This window comes from Pseudomonas sp. 21LCFQ010, from assembly GCF_024129905.1.
In the GTDB taxonomy this organism is placed as follows: Bacteria; Pseudomonadota; Gammaproteobacteria; order Pseudomonadales; family Pseudomonadaceae; genus Aquipseudomonas.
This window is the reverse complement of the sequence record NZ_JAMYDZ010000019.1, coordinates 45054-65461: the sequence shown is the minus strand read 5'-3', so window position 1 is coordinate 65461 and position 20408 is coordinate 45054. Positions and strand designations below refer to the sequence as shown.

Sequence of the window (20408 nt, the reverse complement as noted above, 5' to 3'; positions counted from 1 at the left end):
AAAATCGGTCAGTCACTGAGCAGCCGTCCGTGACGTCGCGCCGTGCGCCCCGCCACTTTGGCCAGCCAGAAACCAGGTTGAGCGTAACGCAGCCGCTCGACGGCAAACAGCACGCCGGCGCTGGATGAACACAAGGTGCTGACCTGATCGGACAGCGGATCGATGACTTCGAACAACGGCTCGCCGGCCTCGACCCAGGCACCAGGCTCACGCAGGAACGTCACCACACCGGGGTGTGGCGCATACAGCAGTTCAGTGCCTTCGAAAGGCATGCCTTCGCAGGGCTCAAATGCGGCCTGCGGCCATTCACCCTCGATAAAGCCCTGCTCGGCGAGAAACGCGAGGATACCGGCTGCATGCGCCTGTGCTGCGGCGGCGCCGGTGTCGGCCTGGCCGCCCAGCTCCAGCGTGGTGGCCAGGCAGGCCAGCGGGATCTGCGCGTCGGGGAAGATCCGCGACAGGCGCAACCAGGGCAACGAGCAGGCTTCGTCGAATGAGCTGCCGCCGGAGTCTTCGGCCAGCAGCGCGACCTTCATGCCCATGTGCGCGGCCAGCGAACGCCATTGCGGCCAGTGCTGCGGCAAGGCGTACATATGCAGCGCAGCTTCGGCATCGCAGTGCAGGTCAAGCACCACATCGGCATCACAGGCATGGCTGAGCAGCAGGCGCTGCAAGCCGTCCAGCTCGCTGCTCGCCGGTGGCAGACCGGCCAGCGCATCGCGCATGGCCTGACGCACCAGTTGCACGTTGGCACGCGGATCATCGCCCAGGCGCCCCTCAAGGCTGGCCGCCACCGGCTCGCTCAGCTCGAAGAAATCCCGATTGAAATTGCGCCCGCTGCCGAACTCGAAGCGGCCCTGATGCGCGCCCTGGAACAATTGCCCCAGGCCCAGCGGATTGGCCACCGGCACCAGTTCGACAGTGCCTTTGAGCGCGCCTTGGGCCTCAAGCTCGGCCAGGCGCTTTTTCAGCTCCCAGGCGGTGCGCATGCCGGGTAGCTCATCGGCATGCAAACTGGCCTGGATATAGGCCTTGCGCTCGCCGGCACCGAAGCGAAAGACACTGAGTTGGCGACTGCTGCCGAGGCTGCTCCACGGCAATGGGTGATCGATTCGTTGCATGTCAGACCTTCCTTGGGGCCAGGTAACCCAGCCAGCGACGCTCGGCGATCCGGAACAGCCGCACGAGAACGAAAGTCAGGCACAGATAGAAAACGCCTGCGGTGATGTATGCCTCGAAAGGCAGGTAATACTGGGCATTGACGGTACGCGCCGCACCGGTCAGATCAATCAGGGTGACAATCGACGCCAGACTGGTGGTCTGCAGCATCATGATCACTTCGTTGCTGTACTGCGGCAACGCACGGCGCATTGCCGAGGGTAGCAGGATACGCCGGTACAGGGTCACCTCGGACATGCCCATCGCCCGCGCCGCTTCGATTTCGCCGGCCGGGGTGGCCTTGAGGCTGCCGGCGATGATCTCGGCGGTGTAGGCGCTGGTGTTGATGGCAAACGCAAGGCAGGCGCAGAAGGTCGCGCTCGACAGCCACGGCCACAGCAAGCTTTCACGCACCGCCTCGAACTGCGCCAGCCCGTAGTAGATCAGAAACAGCTGCACCAGCATCGGCGTGCCGCGGATCACATAGGTGTACAGCCACGCCGGGAAGTTGACCCAGCGCTTTTTCGACACCCGCATGATGCCCAGTGGCAACGCCGCCAAAAGGCCGAAAAACAGCGAGATGAGCAGCAACTTGAGGGTGGTCAGCATCCCGTCCAGATACAGCGGCAGGCTGTCCCAGACCACGTTGTAGTCGAACATCATAGGTCCACCGCCTTCACGCCTACGGTGTAGCGTTTTTCCAGATAGCGCAGCGCCAGCAGCGAAACGCTGGTAATCAGCAGATACAACGCCGCCACGGCCAGAAAGAACGTGAACGGCTCGCGGGTGGCATCGGCTGCCTGCTTGGCCTTGAACATCATGTCCTGCAGGCCGACCACGGAAATCAGCGCAGTGGCCTTGACCAGCACCAGCCAGTTATTGGTGAAACCGGGGATCGCCAGGCGGATCATCTGCGGCACCTGAATGCGCCAGAACACCTTGAACGCACTCATGCCGTAAGCCATGCCGGCCTCGGTCTGGCCCTTGGGGATGCCCAGAAAGGCACCGCGAAAGGTTTCCGACAGGTAGGCGCCGAAGATGACACCCAGCGTGAAGATGCCCGACACGAAAGGATCGAGGTCGATGTAGTCATCGAAACCGAGCAGCGGCGCGACACGGTTGAGCAGGTCCTGACCGCCGTAGAAGATCAGCAGGATCAGCACCAGATCGGGAATGCCGCGCATCACCGTGCTGTACAGGTCGCCCAGCCGCGCCAGCCAGCGCACCGGCGACAGACGAATCGCCACGCCGAGCAACCCCAGGACGATTGCCAGGGCCATCGAGGACAGGGCCAACTGCAAGGTCAGCCAAGTGCCTTCGAGGATAACGGCCCCGTAGCCATTCAACATGTTATGTGGTCCTCAAGCCTGAAAATAAAAATGGCGCAACACGCGTGCGCCATTTTGACAGCGGTTGCCCCGCCTTTACTTGCCGTAGATATCAAAATCGAAATACTTATCCTGAATGGCCTTGTATTTGCCATTGGCGCGGATCGCCGCGATGGCAGCGTTCAGACGCTCCAGGTTCTGCTTGTCGCCCTTGCGCACCGCAATGCCGATGCCTTCACCGAAGTATTTCGGGTCAGTGAAAGACGGACCGGTGAACGCATAGCCTTTGCCTGCGTCGGTTTTCAGGAAACCGTCCTGCAGCAGGGTTGCGTCAGCCACGGTGCCGTCCAGCCGACCGGCGCCGATGTCCAGATAGATTTCGTTCTGCGAGCTGTACGGGGTCACGGCCACGCCTTTGGGCGCCAGCACTTCACGGGCGAACCGCTCGTGGATCGAGCCGCGCTGCACGCCAATGCGCTTGCCTTTGAGCTCTTCGAGGCTGTCGCTGACAGCAGTGCCGTCTTTCATGACCAGACGCGCAGGCGAGTTGTAGTACTTGCCGGTGAAGTCCACCGACTTCTTGCGGTCGTCAGTGATCGACATCGACGACAGGATGGCGTCGATCTTGCGCACTTTCAGCGCCGGGATCAGGCCGTCGAACTCTTGCTCGACCCAGGTGCACTTGACCTTCATCTCTTCGCACAGGGCGTTGCCGATGTCGTAGTCGAAGCCAACGATGTTGCCGTCGGCAGCCTTGGAAGCGAACGGAGGGTAAGCCGCTTCAATACCGATTTTCAGTGGTTTCTCATCGGCCAGAACCGGCTGGGCAAGCATGGACAACGCCAATGCGCCGAAAAGCACAAGCTTTTTCATTCCTGAAACTCCATCGGTAAAACAATTAGGTGGCAGATTGAGCATAGAACCCAATGCACTGAGAAGCAGCAAATCTGCGACGCGCAGGCTTGAGGCCGAACAGCCGGCCTGGGCGAATGGCCGGGCATTTTAACGGCAGGTGAAAAGTCGATATTTCTCTGAGGCGACAACTAATTACAGAATCTTCAAAGGCGCAGAATGAGTGCATTGACAAAGCGCAGGATGATTGATCCAGATAATTTTCTGTGACTCACAGAAGTCTCGACCTAGCCGTAGGAGGGGCTTGAGCCCCGAAGCTCTCTATCCCCGAAGATTTAGCACAAGGCCTTCGCGGCTGAAGCCGCTCCTACGGGGTAATGCCGATCAGTGACCCGCAAAAAAACGCCCCGCCCGGTAATTCCGGGCGGGGCGTTGTTTATATCGCGCGAATCAGGCGGCGCTCATGGTCTTGTGGGTGTCGACCAGATGCTGCACCACGCCCGGATCGGCCAGGGTGGAGATATCGCCCAGCGAGTCATATTCGCCGGTCGCAATCTTGCGCAGGATACGGCGCATGATCTTGCCCGAGCGGGTTTTCGGCAGGCCCGGCGCCCACTGGATCACATCCGGCGAAGCAATCGGACCGATTTCCTTGCGCACCCAGTTGCGCAACTCCAGACGCAGCGCCTCATCCGGCACTTCGCCCGAGTTGAGGGTCACGTAGACATAAATGCCCTGGCCCTTGAGGTCATGCGGCACACCAACCACTGCCGCTTCGGCGACTTTCGGGTGGGCCACCATGGCGCTCTCGATCTCGGCGGTGCCCATGCGGTGGCCGGAAACGTTGAGCACGTCATCGACCCGGCCAGTGATCCAGTAGTAGCCATCTTCGTCGCGACGCGCACCGTCGCCGGTGAAGTACATGCCGCGGAAGGTCTTGAAGTAGGTGTCGACGAAGCGGTCGTGGTCGCCGTACAGCGAACGCGACTGGCCCGGCCAGGAATCGAGGATCACCAGGTTGCCCTCGGCCGCACCTTCGATCAGGTTACCGAGGTTATCCACCAGCGCCGGGATCACACCAAAGAACGGACGGGTTGCCGAACCTGGCTTGAGCGCCGTGGCCCCTGGCAACGGGCTGATCAGGATGCCGCCGGTCTCGGTCTGCCACCAGGTATCAACGATCGGGCAGTTCTGCTTGCCCACCGTGTTGTAGTACCAACCCCAGGCTTCAGGGTTGATCGGTTCGCCCACAGACCCCAGCAGGCGCAGGCTGGAACCGTCGGCACCTGCTACCGACTTGGTGCCTTCGGCCATCATGGCGCGGATCGCGGTCGGGGCGGTGTAGAGGATATTGACCTTATGCTTGTCGACGATTTTCGACACCCGGGTGATGTCCGGATAGTTCGGCACGCCTTCGAACAACAGGGTGGTTGCGCCATTGGCCAGCGGGCCGTAGACAATGTAGCTGTGGCCGGTGACCCAGCCCACGTCGGCGGTGCACCAGTAGACCTCGCCCGGACGGTAGTCGAACACCCGCTCGTGGGTCAGCGAGGCGTACAGCAGGTAACCGGCGGTGGTGTGCAGCACGCCTTTAGGCTTGCCGGTGGAGCCGGAGGTGTAGAGGATGAACAGCGACTCTTCGGCGCCCATTTCTTTCGGCGCGCAGGTGCTCGATGCCACTTCCAGCAACGCGTGATACCAGATGTCACGATGGCGGTTCCACTCGATGTCGCCACCGGTGCGCTTGCAGACGATAACCTTCTGCACGCTGCTGGTTTCCGGGTTGGTCAGGGCGCGGTCGACGTTGGCCTTGAGCGGAGTTTTCTTGCCGCCACGCAGGCCTTCGTCGGCGGTGATCACCACCTTGGAACTGCAGTCGATGATGCGCCCGGCCAGGGCTTCGGGAGAGAAGCCGCCGAATACCACCGAGTGGATGGCGCCGATCCGCGCACAAGCCAGCATGGCGACCACCGCCTCCGGGATCATCGGCATGTAGATGGTGACCACATCACCGCGGTGCACGTCCTGGCCGCGCAGGGCGTTGGCGAACTTGCAGACTTCAGCGTGCAGTTCACGATAGGTGATTTCACGGTGCTCGGACGGGTCGTCGCCTTCCCAGATGATCGCGATGCTGTCGCCGCGCTCTTCAAGGTGACGATCCAGGCAGTTGTAAGCCACGTTGAGGGTGCCGTCAGCGAACCACTTGATGTCGACCCGATGGTCGTCGAAGGACGTCTGCTTGACGTGGGTAAAGGGTTTGATCCAGTCGAGGCGCTTGGCCTGTTCACGCCAGAAGCCGTCGGGGTTGACCACCGACTGCTGGTACATGGCCTTGTAGGTCGCCTCATCGGTCAACGTATTGGCCGCAACTTCTGGGCGCACGGGGTACAGGGAAGCTGCACTCATCTTGGTTACCTCGGTGGATAGTTGTTGTTGTATGGAACTGTTTTATCCCGCCACCGATTGTAGGGCCATTCGACGATGGTCTTACCGAAGCGGCCACCCCCGCCCAGACGCCCGGCCCTGAGGGCGACCCGCTGATTGTTGCAGTTTTGCCAAAAATGCTTAGCCGCCTGGCGCGTTTATTCCGGCGCACAGCACTTCTAGAATGGGCCCCGCCAACCGGCAAACAGCAGACAAATCCACACGCAGACGGCTTGCCCATCGACCTGAAAACGGTCGATGCGCCCTCTCTCGCACTGGATTTCATTCTTACAGAAGGTTCACCAATGAAACGCTCAATCTGGATTCTGGCACTTTGCGGTCTCAGCACACTCGCCCTGGCTGATGATTCCGGAGCCCGAACAGCCAGCCAGACCGATTCGGCCACACCGGTGGTTGAAACCTACACCTACGACATGCATCCGGATATCGCCCGGGTGATCTCGATCAGCCCGACGCCCGACGTTTGCAAGGTCGTGCCGGTGCGCATGACTTACCAAGACTCCCATGGCCAGCAGCACATCATGCGCTACCAAGTGCTGGCCTCCGGTTGCGGCAACAGCTGACCTGGTTGTTGCGGACAACAACAACAACAACAACAACAACAACAACAACAAGACGCGCCTTGCGCAACTGCCCGGCAAGGCGCGCTCGGCCGCGCTGCAGGCAAGACCCGCCAAGGGCTATGCTATGGTTCCGGTTTGCACAACAGGAGCACCTCTATGACCGCCCTGCACGAACGCTCATGCCAGCCCTGTCACGGCAATGCCAGCCCGGTCAGTGATGACGACCTGAAAATCCTGCTGCCGCAGCTGCCCGGCTGGCGCCTGGAAACCCGCGATGGGGTCCGCCAGCTGGAAAAAACCTACGAGTTCAAGAATTTCGCCAGTGCCCTGGCCTTTACCAACGCCATCGGTGCGCTGGCCGAAGCCGAGGATCATCACCCGGCATTGCTGACTGAATGGGGTAAGGTCACCGTCAGCTGGTGGACCCATGCAATTGCCGGCCTGCACGCCAATGATTTCATTCTGGCGGCCCGCACCGAAGGCGCGGCGCAGCAGGCTGAAGGGCGCAAATAGCGGCTGTTTGCCAGTTTTTTACCAAGCTGGCGCGAAAAGCCCCTTCCTTCAGGTGGGGGATGAAAGCGCCACCGCGAAGCGGTCATAGGGGTTAAGATCCATAAAACCGCCCTATCCTGTGTTTCATGACTGAAATGAAAGCGACCAAAACCCTCAGGATTCGAGTGCGAGATAAGCATGCAGCGCAGCTGCGTGAAGCTTCTCGTGCTGTGAATTTTGTGTGGAACTACGTAAACGAGTTGAGCAGTCGCACGATTCGTGAGCGTGGTCGTTTTCTGTCGGCGTTCGACATTCACAAGTACACCAACGGGGCCGGCAAAGACCTGGGACTGCACAGCCAATCGGTGCAGGCTGTTGCCGACGAATATGTCACACGGCGCAAGCAGTTCAAAAAGCGCCAGCTTTGCTGGCGCTGCTCCGGCGGCGCCCGGCGCAGCCTGGGCTGGGTGCCCCTCAAGGCCAGCGCTGCTGTCTGGAAAAACGGCCAGGTCGTCTTCAACAAACAGCACTTCAAGGTCTGGGACAGCTACGGCCTGGCGGGCTTTAAATTCAGATCCGGCAGCTTCAACGAAGACACCCGTGGACGCTGGTATTTCAACGTCGTGGTCGAGGTCGACCGGCAGTTATCGCCAGGCCAGGACGCGGTGGGTATCGACCTCGGACTGAAAACCACGGCCACCTGCAGTGACGGTCATCGCCTTGAAAGCGGCAGGTTCTACCGGGATCTGGAGAGCGCCCTGGGCACGGCCCAGCGCGCTGGCAAGAAGGCTCGTGTGCGGGCGATTCACGCTAAAATTGCGAACCGCCGCAAGGATGCCCTGCATAAGTTCAGCAACGCGCTGGTAGCGCGTTGTGGCGTCATTGTGGTGGGCGATGTGAACTCACTGAAACTCGCGAAAACCAGGATGGCCAAGTCGGTGCTGGACGCCGGCTGGGGCCAATTGAAAACCATGCTGGAATACAAATGCGATCACGCAGGCACGGTTTTCAAGGTTGTCAGCGAGAGAAACACCACCCAAACCTGTTCGAGCTGCGAGCAATTGCCAGACTCGAGGCCGAGAGGTATCGCAGGGCTTGGAATAAGGGAATGGACTTGTTGTGGGTGCGGTGCCACCCACGACCGCGACGTCAACGCCGCAAAGAACATTCTCGCGCTCGGGCATGAGCGTCCAATTGTGGGAATCCCCGCCCTTTAGGGCGGGGAGGATGTCAACGACAGTGAAATCGGCTATTTGTTTCCAGGAGTGAACAAAAAAGTCTGTTTGTCATCTTCACTGCGCTATCCTGTCAGCGCTTTGTTAAGCACGGTTCTATCTGCAAACCCCTTGCGAGGAGCAATGACTATGCATGAAATCCCGAACTTCCCCTTCACAAGCACTCAGGAATCGGCTCAGTCGATCCTGGCCCAGCAGGAACTTGGCGTCATCGTCGAGCTGCCAACCACCCAGTCTGAAGACAGCCAACAGCCTGTCGAAGACTGAAAGGTGACCACAGGCGTATCGAAAACAGCGTTTGTTGTTTTCCATACGCCTGTCATGATTTCCCTCCCGCTGCTCAAAAGAAGTTCCCATGACTGAATTCTCGCCAGCCCAGGCCGACGCACTGATCGGCACCGCCGAAAAAATGATCGAAATCTGGACGCGCCTGAGTCCGGAAAAGCAAAGCGCGTTGCTCAGCCGCTTCGGCACCAAAGAAAATGCCCTGGCCGCACTGGTCACCACTCGTTTGCTGTCGCCTGCCAATAGCTGACCTCTCTTTTCATCAGAACGGTGTCATCACTGCGCGCCCGTCGTTATGATGGAGGCCGATTGTAAGCTTGCTAAGGTTTTGCCCGGTTTTCTCAATCGGGCGCCATAACAACACCGGCTGGCGACAATCTTCATATTTCGTCCCCAGCCTTGCGACCTCTGATGACCACGCTCAAGCAAACACCCCCACCAACACAACTACAGGTCACCCGGCAGGTTGTGTCAATCGTGATGTTCACCTTCATCGGCTACCTGTACATCGGCATTCCGCTGGCCGTGCTACCCGGCTTTGTACATAACGACCTGGGCTTTGGCACGGTGACTGCCGGGCTGGTGATCAGTGTGCAGTATCTGGCCACCCTGCTCAGCCGCCCCTGGGCCGGGCGGGTCATTGATAACCTGGGCTGCAAAAAGGCCGTGCAGTATGGCCTGCTTGGCTGCGGCGTCAGCGGGGTGTTCATGCTGCTGGCGGTTGGCCTGCAAGACTGGCCATGGCTGAGCCTGGTCTGCCTGTTGGTGGGCCGGCTGATTCTAGGCAGCGCAGAGAGCCTGGTCGGCTCGGGGGCAATCGGCTGGGGGATTGGCCGGGTCGGTGCCCAGCATACGGCCAAGGTGATTTCCTGGAACGGCATCGCCAGTTACGGCTCGCTGGCCATCGGCGCCCCGCTGGGGGTATGGATGGTCAACAGCTACGGGCTGGCCAGCATGGGCCTGAGCCTGATTGTGCTGGGGCTCGTCAGCCAGCTGTTGGCCTGGAAAAAATCTCCGGTGCCGATCGTCAGCGGCGAGCGCCTGCCGTTCATCCATGTCCTGGGCCGGGTATTTCCGCACGGTATGGGCCTGGCACTGGGGTCGATCGGTTTTGGCACCATCGCCACCTTCATCACCTTGTATTACGCCAGCAACCAGTGGCCCAACGCAGCGTTGTGCCTGAGCCTGTTCGGCGCCTGCTTTATCATCGCGCGGCTGATCTTCGGCAACCTCATCAACCGCCTGGGCGGCTTTCGCGTGGCCATCGTCTGCCTGAGCGTCGAGACCTGCGGATTGCTGCTGCTATGGCTGGCCCAATCGCCGGAACTGGCCCTGACAGGCGCGGCGTTGACCGGTTTTGGCTTCTCGCTGGTATTCCCGGCGCTGGGCGTCGAAGCGGTGAATCTGGTACCGGCCTCCAGCCGCGGCGCAGCGGTGGGTGCCTATTCGCTGTTCATCGACCTGTCGCTGGGCATCACCGGGCCGCTGGCAGGTGCCATTGCCGCCGGGTTCGGCTTTGTATCAATCTTTCTGTTCGCCGCCCTGGCTGCACTGGCGGGGTTGTTGCTGAGTATCTGGCTGTATCGGCGCAGCCGGGCTCAATAGTCGACCTTGCCCCGCCCCGACTTGATCGAACTGCGCTTGGTCTTGGACTCCAGGCGGCGCTTTTGCGAACCGAGGGTCGGCTTGGTCGGGCGGCGCTTCTTCTCGACCTTGGTGGCGCTGACGATCAGCTCAGTCAGGCGCAACAGCGCGTCGTTACGGTTCTGCTCCTGAGTGCGATACTGCTGAGCCTTGATGATGATCACTCCGTCAGCCGTGATGCGGCTGTCGCGCAGGGCCAGCAGGCGCTCCTTATAGAACTCGGGCAGTGACGAAGCCTTGATATCGAAGCGCAGGTGGATCGCGCTGGAGACCTTGTTGACGTTCTGCCCACCGGCGCCCTGGGCGCGAATCGCCGACCATTCGATTTCGCAATCAGGCAGGTGAACGTTGCTGGAGATAATCAACATAGCGCCTCCGTGGGCCTGCCATGAGCCAGGCCCGAATCGCCGCTCAGGCCTTGATAGCCGCCTTGAGCGACTTGAGCAAGTAGAACAGCCACATCGCCGCCAGCCACAACGGAATGGCGAACACCGAATTACGGATGCCGGGAATCAACAGCATGATGCCCAGGATCAGCACCACGAAACCCAGGCACAGGTAGTTGCCCAGCGGATACCAGAGCGCCTTGAATGCCGGAACCTGGCCGGTGCGTTGCAGATGCTGGCGGAATTTCAGGTGCGAGTAACTGATCATCGCCCAGTTGATCACCAGGGTCGCGACCACCAGTGACATCAACAGCTCCAGCGCCTCACCGGGCATGAAATAGTTGATCAATACCGCCATGACCGTCACCGCTGCCGAGAGCAGGATGGCCCGTACCGGCACACCGCGGCGGTCGACCTGCGCCAGGCTGCGCGGCGCGTCACCCTGCTCAGCCATGCCCACCAACATTCGGCTGTTGCAGTAGGTGCCACTGTTGTACACCGACAGCGCTGCCGTCAGGACCACGAAGTTGAGCAGGTGCGCGGCGGTGTCGCTGCCGAGCATGGAGAACACCTGAACGAACGGGCTGCCACTGTAGGAATCGCCCGAAGCATTGAGGCTGCCTAGCAGGGTGTCCCACGGGGTCAGCGACAACAGCACCACCAGCGCACCGATATAGAAAATCAGGATGCGGTAGATGACTTGGTTGATGGCCTTGGGAATCACGGTTTTCGGCTGGTCCGCCTCGGCGGCGGTGAAACCGAGCATTTCCAGCCCGCCAAAGGAAAACATGATGAACGCCAGGGCCATCACCAGACCGCCCAGCCCGTTGGGGAAGAAGCCGCCATGCTCCCACAGGTTGCTGACCGAGGCCTGCGGGCCGCCCTTGCCGCTGACCAACAGGTAGCTGCCCAGCGCAATCATGGCGATGATCGCCAGCACCTTGATGATCGCGAACCAGAACTCGGTTTCGCCAAACACTTTGACGTTGGTCAGATTGATGGCGTTGATCAGCACAAAGAACACTGCGGCCGTGACCCAGCTCGGGATCTCCGGCCACCAGTAATGCACGTACTTGCCGACCGCGGTCAGCTCCGACATGCCGACCAGGATATACAGCAACCAGCAGTTCCAGCCCGACAGAAAGCCGGCAAAACCGCCCCAGTAGTTATGCGCAAAATGGCTGAACGAGCCGGCCACCGGCTCCTCGACGATCATCTCGCCCAATTGGCGCATGATCAGAAAGGCAATGAACCCACACAGGGCGTAGCCGAGAATCATCGACGGACCGGCGGACTTCAATACCCCGGCCGAACCCAGGAACAAGCCGGTGCCCACCGCACCGCCCAGGGCGATCAACTGGATATGCCGATTCTTGAGCTTGCGTTGCAGCCCGCTCGGCTGTACGTCAGTTGCACTCATTGAAAACTACCCGATCTTTATCTTTGACTGAAATGACAAACGCCGGTCGAAACCGGCGTTTGCTTGAGGCTCAAGAGCCTTACTGGGGCTTGCGACCCGGACCACGACGCGGTGCATCGTCACCCGACGGGCGCTTGCCGGCCGGCTTGCCCGGACGCTGACGCACGTCCGATGGCCGCTCGGCCACCGGCGTGGCACGACCACGACCGCCGCTGCGCGAATCGCCCGGCTTGCCGGACAGGTTTGGCCGCGCACGCTCTTCGGTCTTCGGCGCACGTGGCGCACGCTCGCTGCTGGCCGGGGCATCAGCCGCAGCCGCCGGACGCAGGTTACGCACCCGCTCGCCCTTGCCCAATGGACGCGAAGACTGGCGCTGCAGGCGCTCCATTTTCTCGCGGCTCTTGCCACTCATCACCGGCATGGCGACCGGTTTGAGGCCGACTTCTGCCGCCAGGATGTCGACTTCCTGCTGGCTCATTTCGCGCCAGCGGCCCATCGGCAGGTCGGAATTGAGGAACACCGGTCCGTAACGCACCCGCTTCAGACGGCTGACCACCAGACCTTGGGATTCCCACAGGCGACGCACTTCACGGTTACGACCTTCCATCACCACGCAGTGATACCAGTGGTTGAAACCTTCGCCGCCCGGAGCTTTCTGCACGTCGGTGAAACGCGCCGGGCCGTCTTCGAGGATCACCCCGTTCTTCAGGCGCAGCAGCATGTCATCGTCCACTTCGCCACGTACCCGTACCGCGTATTCGCGGTCCATCTCGTAGGAGGGGTGCATCAGCCGGTTGGCCAGCTCACCGTCAGTGGTGAACATCAGCAGCCCGGTGGTATTGATGTCGAGACGGCCGATGTTGACCCAGCGGCCTTCTTTGGGACGCGGCAGGCGGTCGAATACGGTCGGCCGGCCTTCAGGGTCGTCGCGGGTGCAGATTTCACCGTCCGGCTTGTTGTACATGATGACCCGGCGCACGTTCTCGCGGGACTCTTCGCGCTTGACCAGTTGCCCGTCGACACTGATCGCATCATGCAGGTCAACACGCTGGCCGAGGCTGGCGACAACGCCATTGACCTTGATCCGGCCCTGGCCGATCCAGGCTTCGACGTCGCGGCGCGAGCCCACGCCGATACGCGCCAGAACCTTCTGCAGTTTTTCGCCTGCGGGTTTTTCGGCCTGTTCGTCTTGCAGTTCTTTTTCACTCATCTGGGCACCTCCCGGTGTGTCGAATCAGGGTTCACCGAGGACCGGCAAAGCCTGTTGCCCGGCGGGCAGTGTGTGCCGCGCCCTGGCGAAATTCAAGAATCGTCTGGCCCTGGGTCGGTTGCCATCGGGCAATCACCGCGTTGCCGGGTCAGAGGGGCGCGAATCATACGCGCTTGTGGCTGGTTACGCACCCATGGTTATTTCTTTTTCCGCCGATCGGCGCCTTTGAGCGTGCTCATGCGCTTTTTGGCCAGGCTCAGAATCTCGCTGCGCTGATCCTTGTCGAGCTTCTTCCAGGCCTTGATTTCTTTCTTGCTGCGGCCACAGCCGAGGCAGATATCAGCATCGAACTTGCACAGACTGATGCACGGATTCTTGCTTGAGCTCATTGATACCTCGGCTTGGGGAATGTCTGTAGCAGGGGCCGGGCGGCGATCCGCTTCAGCCCGAAGCCAAGCCCCCCTTTCGCAGCTAAAGCTGCTCCTGCAAGCGATCGCGGTGGGGCATCAAGCCGGTTTTTCCAGCTCGGCCTCGTCGTCTTCCTGGTCCTCGATCGCCGCCTGGGGTTGCTCGCGCAGCAGGTCATCGAAGTCGGTTTTGAGCCCCTGCTCCATATCGTCGAGTTCCAGCAGCAGGGTGCGAAAGCTGGTTTCCTCTTTCGGTGCGGTGTCGCCGTCGCCGACCTCTTCGCCTTCAAAGCTGGCATCGGCCAATGCCTGCAGGTGCGCCGGCACCGGGGCGTCGTCGATGTCCAGCAGCGGCTCGGGTTCCATTTCACGCAGGTCGGCCAGCGGTGGCAGGTCTTCGAGGCTTTTAAGGTTGAAGTAGTCGAGAAATGCCTTGGTGGTGGCCAGCATCGCCGGGCGACCCGGCACGTCGCGGTAGCCGACGATGCGTATCCACTCGCGCTCCAGCAAGGTCTTGATGATCTGGCTGTTGACCGTCACGCCGCGCACATCTTCGATCTCGCCACGGGTGATCGGCTGGCGATAGGCAATCAGCGCCAGGGTTTCCAGCATCGCCCGCGAGTAACGCTGAGGGCGCTCCTCCCACAGCCGACCGACCCACGGCGCGTAGCGCTCGCGGATCTGCAAGCGGTAACCGGAGGCCACCTCTTTAAGTTCGAAAGCACGGCCTTCGCACGACTTGCCCAGCAGTTGCAGGGCCTTCTTGAAGACCGGCGGCTCCGGACGCTCGGCCTCTTCAAACAGCTCGTACAGACGCTCCAGAGGCTGCGGCTTGCCAGAGGCCAGCAGAAAAGCTTCCAGCAAGGGCGCCAGGTCGCGGGGTTCATTGAGGTTCATGGCAGGTTTGCTCTATTCGGCTCGGGCGCGCACGTGGATGGCGGTAAAGGGTTCATTCTGCACCAGTTCGACCAGCGACTCCTTGACCAGCTCCAGCACGGCCATGAAGGTCACCACCACGCCCAACCGCCCTTCTTCGGCGCTGAACAGCTCGATAAAGGGCACAAACCCGCCGCCTTTAAGGCGTTCGAGCACGTCGCTCATGCGCTCGCGGGTCGACAGGGTTTCGCGACTGATCTGGTGGCTTTCGAACATGTCGGCACGGCGCAGCACCTCGGCCATCGACATCAGCACCTCTTCGATACTGACCTCCGCCAGCAGCTTGCGCGCCCGCGCCTCGGGCGCCTCAAGGCGCGGCACAATGATGTCGCGGCCGACCCGGCTCAATTGATCGATGCCCTCGGCGGCATTTTTAAAGCGTTCATACTCTTGCAGACGACGGATCAGTTCGGCACGCGGGTCGTCTTCTTCGGCCTCGACGGCCTCGGAACGCGGCAGCAGCATGCGCGACTTGATCTCGGCAAGCATGGCGGCCATGACCAGGTACTCGGCGGCCAGCTCCAGGCGCACGCTTTTCATCAACTCGACATAGCCCATGTACTGCTTGGTGATTTCCGCCACCGGGATATCGAGAATGTCGACGTTCTGCTTGCGGATCAGGTACAGCAACAGGTCGAGCGGCCCTTCGAACGCTTCGAGGAAAACCTCCAGCGCATCCGGCGGAATGTACAGGTCCAGCGGCAACTGGGTGAACGGCTGGCCATAGACCCGCGCCAGCTGTTGGTCAAGTTGCGCCGGGCCGTCGAGTTCGCTCATCAGGCGGGCTCGGCAAACGGCGTCGGGTCACCACAGCCCACCCGCACGATCTGCGGCTCGCCATCGGACAGGTTGATGACCGTGGAGGCCGAGACGCCGCCGATACCGCCGTCGATAATCAGGTCGACGTGGTGTTCAAGGCGGTCGCGCATATCCTCGGGATCGCTCAGCGGCAAGCTGTCGCCGGGCAGGATCAGGCTGACGCTCATCATCGCCTCGCCCAGTTGCGCCAGCAACGCCTGGGCAATCGGATGCCCCGGCACCCGCAGGCCGATGGTGCGGCGCTTGGGATGCAGCACCAGACGCGGCACTTCACGGGTGGCGTTGAGGATGAAGGTGTAAGGGCCGGGAGTGTGGGCCTTGAGGGCGCGGAAAGCCCCGGTGTCGACCTTGGCAAACAGCCCCAGCTGCGACAGGTCGCAGCACATCAGGGTGAAATTGTGCTTGTCGTCCAGTTGGCGCAGGCGGCGGATACGCTCGATGGCGCTCTTGTCGCCGATCTGGCAGCCCAGGGCATAGGACGAGTCGGTCGGGTACACCACCAGCCCGCCGGCCTTGATGATCTCCACCGCCTGTTTGATCAGGCGTGGTTGCGGGTTCTCCGGGTGGACCTGAAAGAATTGGCTCACGGTAACTTCCTGTGTCATACAGCAGCAATCACGGGTTCTTGTTTGAAACGGTTCCATAGCGGCGGCAGATCTTCGGGCAGCGGCCGGTAAATACCGATTTCCGACCAGTGTCCCGGCCCGTGGAAATCGCTGCCGGCACTGACCAGCATGCCAAACTCCCGGGCCAGGATGGCCAGCGTACCGACCTGCTCGGCGGGCTGCATGCCGTTGACCGCTTCGATGGCATGGCCACCGGCCTGGAGAAAGTCGCCGACCAGGCGGCGTCGCTTGCTACGGGTGAAATCATAGTGCATCGGGTGTGCCAGGCTGACCCACGCGCCGGAAGCACGCAGGGTCGCGACCGTTTCTTCAAGGGTCGGCCAGTGTTGCTTGACGTCCCCGAGCTTGCCGGCGCCCAGCCACTTGCGAAACGCCTCGCCACGATCCTTGACGTATCCGGCATTGACCAGATAGTCGGCAAAATGCGGCCTGGCCGGGGCATTGCCACTGTCGCCCAACGCCTGTTGCACGGCCCTTGCTCCCTGAAGAGCGCCGGGCATGCCCTTTAGTTCAAGTTTTCGGCTGATTTCCTCGGCGCGCAGCCAGCGCCCGTGGTGCAGGCGGTCGATGGCCTCTTTGAGCGCTGGGGCGTCGAGGGCAAAACCGTAACCCAATACATGGATGGTCGCCCCGCCCCAGGTGCACGACAACTCGACGCCGTTGATCAGTTGCATGCCCAGCTCGCGGGCCGCCGTGTGGGCTTCAGGCAGCCCTTCAATGGTGTCGTGGTCGGTCAGCGCCAGCACCCGCACGCCATTTTCATGAGCCCGGGCAACCACCCGCGCAGGGGCAAGGGCGCCATCGGAGGCCGTACTGTGGCAGTGCAGATCAACAATCATGGGAGAGCTTTCGCGGTCTTGGATGTTTGTTATTATGCCGCCACATCCCGCTTCTGGCTGCCATTGTGAAACAATTCATCGATTTCATCCCGCTGCTGCTGTTCTTCATCGTTTATAAAACCGACCCGCGTACGGTCGAGCTGCTCGGCCATCAAGTGTCGGTCGGCGGCATCTTCAGCGCCACCGCGGTGCTGATCATCAGCTCCGTGGTGGTCTACGGCGTGCTGTATTTCAAGCAGCGCATGCTGGAAAAGAGCCAGTGGCTGACCCTGGGGGCGTGCCTGGTGTTCGGTAGCCTGACCCTGGCGTTCCACAGCGAAACCTTCCTCAAATGGAAAGCCCCGGTGGTCAACTGGCTGTTCGCCCTGGCTTTTCTCGGCAGCCATTTCATTGGTGACAAGCCGCTGGTCCAGCGGGTCATGGGCCACGCGCTGACCCTGCCGCAAGCGGTCTGGGTACGCCTGAACATCGCCTGGATCATCTTCTTCGTATTCAGCGGCGCCGCCAACCTGTACGTAGCCTTTACCTATCAAGACTTCTGGGTCGACTTCAAGGTCTTCGGCAGCCTGGCCATGACCCTGGTATTTCTGGTCGGCCAGGGCCTGTACCTGGCCCGCTACCTGAGCGACTCCGCACCTGATTCTGCGACCAAACCCAAGGACTGACATGCTCTACGCCATCATTGCCACTGATACTGCGGACTCCCTGGAAAAACGCCTGAGCGTGCGCCCCGCACACCTGGAGCGCCTCAACGCTCTGAAAGACGCCGGTCGTCTGGTGCTGGCTGGCCCTCACCCGGCCATCGACAGCAACGACCCAGGCCCGGCCGGCTTCAGCGGCAGCCTGATCGTCGCCGAATTCGAGTCGCTGGCGGCCGCCCAGAGCTGGGCCGAGGCCGACCCGTTCGTCGCCGCCGGGGTCTATGCCCAGGTTGTGGTCAAGCCGTTCCGTCAGGTTCTGCCCTGAGCCGCGCACCTGTCATTGGCCCGATAGAGTAAGTCATGAGCGAACTATTATTGATTGACGATGACCAGGAGCTGTGTGAGCTGCTGGGCAGCTGGTTGTCCCAGGAAGGCTTTCAGGTGCAGGCCTGTCACGACGGTCAAAGTGCGCGCAAGGCCTTGAACGAGGCCGCCCCGGCGGCCGTGGTGCTGGATGTGATGCTGCCCGACGGCAGCGGCCTGGAGTTGCTCAAGCAATTGCGCAATGAGCACCCCGACCTGCCGGTGCTGATGCTCTCGGCCCGTGGCGAGCCGCTGGACCGCATTCTGGGTCTGGAACTGGGCGCCGACGACTACCTGGCCAAGCCATGCGACCCGCGTGAACTGACCGCGCGGCTGCGCGCCGTGTTGCGCCGTAGCCACCCGGTCAGCACCTCAAGCCAGCTTGAACTGGGTGACCTGAGCTTCAGCCCGCTACGTGGCGTGGTCAGCATCGACGAAAAAGAGATGACCCTGACCGTCTCGGAAAGTCGCCTGCTTGAAGCGCTGCTCAGCCAGCCCGGCGAGCCGCTGGACAAACAGGAGCTGGCGCAACTGGCGCTGGGCCGCAAGCTGACATTGTATGACCGCAGCCTGGACATGCATGTCAGCAACCTGCGCAAGAAGATCGGCCCACATCCGGATGGCCGGCCCCGCATCGTGGCGCTGCGCAGTCGTGGCTATTACTACAGCGTGTAGAGGCGGCCGGGCGGCAATCCGTCTCGCTCGCGAAGGGGGTGAGACATTCGCAGCAGATACTGTGGTTTCAACGGCCTCTTCGCGAGCAAGCTCGCTCCTACAATCTCTTTACCCAAGCTTTACGCAGGGTTGACCGCGCTTGACCTTGATCTCCCTAAACTGGGCTCCAACGGCAACGAGCCGGACTGGAAATCAGGAGACACACCATGCGCAAGACCCTTACCGCTCTGATGTTTGCCGCTGCCCTGCCAACCGTGGCCATGGCTGCACCCGTAGCCCCGGCAGACGGCCACGACGGCGGCCCGCGCTTTCACCAGGACCATGGCCCAGGCAAACACCGTGGCGGTCCATTCGGTGATCTGGACCTGAGCCGCGAGCAGCGCCAGCAGATCGGCAAACTGATGGGTGAACAGGCCCACGCCCGCAAGGAAATCAACGAGCGCTTCCTGGCCAAGCTGCCCGCGGCAGACCAGAAGGCCATGAAGGATGAGCTCGAAGCCAGCCGCACCAAGACTGACACCGCGATCCGTGGCTTGCTGACCCCTGAGCAGCAGAAGGAATTTGACGCCGACAAGAAAAAGCGCGAAGAACGTCGCGCCGAGTGGGCTGAATTCCAGGCCTGGAAAGCTGAAAAGGCCAAAAAGGCGCAATAATCCCCCTAGTGATGTCATCATCGCGACCCGGCATGCCCCGCATGCCGGGTTTTACCGTTGCAGAGAGGTTGCTCCGTGCGTTCATTGTTCTGGCGAATCCTGGCCAGTTTCTGGCTGGCCATAGCCCTGGTGGCAGGGCTGTCGATTCTGGTCGGGCACATGCTCAACCAGGATGCCTGGGTGCTCAACCGCCACCCGGTGCTCAACGAGCTGCCGCAGAAGTGGACCAAGCGCTTCGAAGAACAGGGGCCCGATGCCGCCCAGGATTACCTGGAAAAACTCAAGCATCGCCACCGCATCGATGTGCAGGTGCTCAACAGCAACGGTGAAGCGGTGATCCCCGGTACTTTCCCGCCCCGCGCCGCCGCCTTCGAAGCCCGCCAGAAAAACGACCCCAAGCAATTGCCGTGGCGGCGGCTGACCACCGAATACACCAGCGAGACCAGCGGCGAAACCTACCTGCTGATTTATCGCATTCCGCACCCTGAGCTGGAGCAGTGGCATCGCCAGAGCCTGGTCTGGCCGCTCAGCGCGCTGTTCATTGCCCTGGTGGTGCTGACCCTGTTCAGCCTGATGGTGACCCTGTCGATCACCCGCCCGCTGAGCCGCTTGCGCAGCGCGGTCTATGACCTCGGCCAGACCAGCTATCAACAGCACAGCCTGGCGCAACTGGCCAACCGCCGTGACGAGTTCGGCGTGCTGGCCAATGACTTCAACCGCATGGGCGCACGTCTGCAAAGCCTGATCGGCAGCCAGCGTCAGTTACTGCGCGATGTGTCCCACGAATTGCGCTCGCCGCTGGCCCGGCTGCGTATCGCCCTGGCACTGGCCGGCCGGGCCACCCCGCAAGAGCGGGAAAAACTCTGGCCACGGCTGGATCGCGAGTGCGACCGCCTCGAAGCGCTGATCAGCGAGATTCTGGCGTTGGCGCGGCTGGATGCTGACCTGGCCAAGGCCGAACCGGTGGACCTCAATGAACTGCTGCACCGGTTGCGCAACGATGCGTTGCTCGATGGCCTGCCACCGGACATCGAGCTGCAGGTCGCCAACCCGCTGAGCGTTGAAGGCTGGCCGGACATGATCGAACGCGCCGTCGACAACCTGCTGCGCAACGCCCGACGCTTCAGCCCGCCGGAGCGCCCCGTCCAACTGAGCGCCCAGCGCAGCGGCGAGCAGATCCGCATCAGCGTCCGCGATCACGGCCCCGGCGCACCGGCAGAGCATCTGGCACAGCTGGGCGAGCCGTTCTTTCGTGCACCGGGTCAAACGGCTGCCGGTCATGGTTTGGGCCTGGCGATTGCCAAACGCGCCGCCGAACGGCACGGCGGCAGCCTGAGCCTGAGCAACCATCCCGACGGAGGCTTTGTGGCAATACTCGAACTGCCGCTGGTGCCAGTGAGCGGGCCTCCCGCTTAGCCGCTCATGCCCGCA

Annotated in this window: 24 protein-coding genes; 11 read left to right on the top strand and 13 right to left on the bottom strand. The window is 61.6% G+C overall.

All coding sequences use genetic code 11. From position 1 onward, the window contains the following. Positions 1-8: 8 nt before the first annotated feature. The 5 genes from NJC38_RS20025 to acs form a co-directional block, all read right to left on the bottom strand. A complete protein-coding gene (locus NJC38_RS20025; RefSeq protein WP_253116793.1) occupies positions 9-1121 on the bottom strand; it encodes a M14 family metallopeptidase in 1113 nt (370 codons plus the stop codon). Between the two features lies 1 nt (position 1122). After that, entirely contained in the window at positions 1123-1821 is a 699-nt protein-coding gene (locus NJC38_RS20020; protein WP_253116792.1) for an ABC transporter permease, read from the bottom strand. Further along, on the bottom strand, positions 1818-2507 hold the full coding sequence (locus NJC38_RS20015; RefSeq protein WP_253116790.1) for an ABC transporter permease: 690 nt from the start codon (positions 2505-2507) through the stop codon (positions 1818-1820). The genes NJC38_RS20020 and NJC38_RS20015 overlap by 4 nt, the downstream gene beginning before the upstream one ends. Positions 2508-2582: 75 nt before the next feature. Next, complete coding sequence (locus NJC38_RS20010; RefSeq protein WP_045481569.1) at positions 2583-3359, bottom strand: ABC transporter substrate-binding protein; 777 nt, start codon at positions 3357-3359, stop codon at positions 2583-2585. Between the two features lie 429 nt (positions 3360-3788). Beyond that, positions 3789-5744: an acetate--CoA ligase gene (gene acs, locus NJC38_RS20005; RefSeq protein ID WP_253116788.1), complete on the bottom strand. Its 1956-nt coding sequence runs from the start codon at positions 5742-5744 to the stop codon at positions 3789-3791. Positions 5745-6067: 323 nt separating this feature from the next. Here acs and NJC38_RS20000 point away from each other — a divergent pair, with 323 nt between their 5' ends. The 6 genes from NJC38_RS20000 (at position 6068) to NJC38_RS19975 (ending at position 9963) form a co-directional block, all read left to right on the top strand. Beyond that, positions 6068-6346, top strand: coding sequence for a DUF2790 domain-containing protein (locus NJC38_RS20000; RefSeq protein WP_253116786.1), 279 nt, complete (start codon positions 6068-6070; stop codon positions 6344-6346). Between the two features lie 156 nt (positions 6347-6502). After that, complete coding sequence (locus tag NJC38_RS19995; protein ID WP_253116784.1) at positions 6503-6859, top strand: 4a-hydroxytetrahydrobiopterin dehydratase; 357 nt, start codon at positions 6503-6505, stop codon at positions 6857-6859. A gap of 134 nt (positions 6860-6993) precedes the next feature. Continuing rightward, positions 6994-8055, top strand: coding sequence for a transposase (locus NJC38_RS19990; protein WP_253116782.1), 1062 nt, complete (start codon positions 6994-6996; stop codon positions 8053-8055). Positions 8056-8202: 147 nt separating this feature from the next. Further along, positions 8203-8340 carry a hypothetical protein gene (locus tag NJC38_RS19985; RefSeq protein ID WP_158497578.1) on the top strand — a complete coding sequence of 46 codons (138 nt, stop codon included), beginning with the start codon at positions 8203-8205 and terminating at the stop codon, positions 8338-8340. Between the two features lie 88 nt (positions 8341-8428). Further along, positions 8429-8608 carry a hypothetical protein gene (locus tag NJC38_RS19980; RefSeq protein WP_045481581.1) on the top strand — a complete coding sequence of 60 codons (180 nt, stop codon included), beginning with the start codon at positions 8429-8431 and terminating at the stop codon, positions 8606-8608. A gap of 161 nt (positions 8609-8769) precedes the next feature. Next, positions 8770-9963, top strand: a complete 1194-nt coding sequence (locus tag NJC38_RS19975; RefSeq protein WP_253116780.1) for an MFS transporter — start codon at positions 8770-8772, stop codon at positions 9961-9963. Here NJC38_RS19975 and arfB read toward each other — a convergent pair. The 8 genes from arfB to NJC38_RS19935 form a co-directional block, all read right to left on the bottom strand. Further along, positions 9957-10370, bottom strand: a complete 414-nt coding sequence (arfB, locus tag NJC38_RS19970) for an alternative ribosome rescue aminoacyl-tRNA hydrolase ArfB (protein WP_253116778.1) — start codon at positions 10368-10370, stop codon at positions 9957-9959. The two genes, NJC38_RS19975 and arfB, sit on opposite strands and share 7 nt — an antisense overlap. Before the next feature lie 43 nt (positions 10371-10413). Further along, positions 10414-11808, bottom strand: a complete 1395-nt coding sequence (locus NJC38_RS19965; RefSeq protein WP_045481589.1) for an amino acid permease — start codon at positions 11806-11808, stop codon at positions 10414-10416. A gap of 79 nt (positions 11809-11887) precedes the next feature. Then, entirely contained in the window at positions 11888-13018 is a 1131-nt protein-coding gene (gene rluB / locus NJC38_RS19960) for a 23S rRNA pseudouridine(2605) synthase RluB (RefSeq protein ID WP_045481592.1), read from the bottom strand. A 197-nt stretch (positions 13019-13215) separates the two neighbouring features. Next, positions 13216-13407 (bottom strand): DUF1289 domain-containing protein, encoded by a 192-nt coding sequence (locus tag NJC38_RS19955; protein ID WP_253116775.1) that lies wholly within the window; start codon positions 13405-13407, stop codon positions 13216-13218. 117 nt (positions 13408-13524) lie between these two features. After that, complete coding sequence (scpB, locus tag NJC38_RS19950; RefSeq protein WP_045481598.1) at positions 13525-14322, bottom strand: SMC-Scp complex subunit ScpB; 798 nt, start codon at positions 14320-14322, stop codon at positions 13525-13527. Between the two features lie 12 nt (positions 14323-14334). Further along, on the bottom strand, positions 14335-15033 hold the full coding sequence (locus tag NJC38_RS19945; protein WP_162484340.1) for a ScpA family protein: 699 nt from the start codon (positions 15031-15033) through the stop codon (positions 14335-14337). Between the two features lie 104 nt (positions 15034-15137). Then, on the bottom strand, positions 15138-15767 hold the full coding sequence (locus NJC38_RS19940; protein ID WP_253116773.1) for an L-threonylcarbamoyladenylate synthase: 630 nt from the start codon (positions 15765-15767) through the stop codon (positions 15138-15140). A gap of 14 nt (positions 15768-15781) precedes the next feature. After that, complete coding sequence (locus NJC38_RS19935) at positions 15782-16645, bottom strand: PHP domain-containing protein (protein ID WP_253116771.1); 864 nt, start codon at positions 16643-16645, stop codon at positions 15782-15784. 65 nt (positions 16646-16710) lie between these two features. On the opposite strand from NJC38_RS19935, the gene NJC38_RS19930 reads away from it, so the two are divergent. The 5 genes from NJC38_RS19930 to NJC38_RS19910 all read left to right on the top strand — a co-directional run bounded on the left by NJC38_RS19930 (position 16711) and on the right by NJC38_RS19910 (position 20393). Next, complete coding sequence (locus tag NJC38_RS19930; RefSeq protein WP_045481607.1) at positions 16711-17310, top strand: septation protein A; 600 nt, start codon at positions 16711-16713, stop codon at positions 17308-17310. Between the two features lies 1 nt (position 17311). After that, complete coding sequence (locus NJC38_RS19925) at positions 17312-17611, top strand: YciI family protein (RefSeq protein ID WP_045481609.1); 300 nt, start codon at positions 17312-17314, stop codon at positions 17609-17611. A gap of 35 nt (positions 17612-17646) precedes the next feature. Then, complete coding sequence (locus NJC38_RS19920; RefSeq protein WP_253116768.1) at positions 17647-18324, top strand: response regulator transcription factor; 678 nt, start codon at positions 17647-17649, stop codon at positions 18322-18324. Between the two features lie 206 nt (positions 18325-18530). Then, entirely contained in the window at positions 18531-18977 is a 447-nt protein-coding gene (locus tag NJC38_RS19915) for a Spy/CpxP family protein refolding chaperone (protein WP_045481613.1), read from the top strand. 75 nt (positions 18978-19052) lie between these two features. Next, positions 19053-20393: a HAMP domain-containing sensor histidine kinase gene (locus NJC38_RS19910; protein ID WP_045481616.1), complete on the top strand. Its 1341-nt coding sequence runs from the start codon at positions 19053-19055 to the stop codon at positions 20391-20393. Positions 20394-20408: the final 15 nt, after the last annotated feature.